Origin of the sequence: Christiangramia aestuarii, assembly GCF_009735585.1 — a bacterium.
GTDB lineage: Bacteria > Bacteroidota > Bacteroidia > Flavobacteriales > Flavobacteriaceae > Christiangramia > Christiangramia aestuarii.
Genome location: NZ_VJVW01000076.1, coordinates 1 through 459 on the forward strand (window position 1 = coordinate 1; position 459 = coordinate 459).

Here is a 459-nt window from a genome sequence, read left to right on the forward strand (position 1 = left end):
GGGGTTGTCGTTGTTCTCCGCCAGCAGGGCTTTCAGGGTCGCTTCGGCGTCGCCGATGCGGCCTTCGGCGAACAGCGCCTGGGCCACTTCCAGCGGGTCTTCGTCGGGCAGCGCCGGTGCTTTCACATGGGGTTCCAGCAGGGCGCGGATCTGCGATTCGGGCTGGGCGCCGGCGAAACCGTCGACCGGCTGGCCATCCTTGAACAGGACCACGGTCGGCAGGCTGCGGATGCCGAAGCGCATCACGATGTCCTGCTCGACGTCGCAGTTGACCTTGGCCAGCAGCAATTCGCCCTGGTAGGACTCGGCGATCTGCGCCAGCAGCGGCATCAGCGCCTTGCACGGGGCGCACCAGTCGGCCCAGAAGTCCACCAGGACCGGCTTGTGGAACGAGTTCTCGATGACCAGCTGCTCGAAGTTGGCGCCGGTGACGTCGAAGATGTAGGGCGTATCGCTCAT

At 65.8% G+C, this 459-nt stretch carries 1 protein-coding gene; it reads right to left on the reverse strand.

Features of this window, described 5'->3' with window-relative positions; all coding sequences use genetic code 11:
• On the reverse strand, window positions 1-459 hold a 459-nt coding region (gene trxA, locus FLP08_RS16980), incomplete at both ends, for a thioredoxin (RefSeq protein ID WP_156278103.1).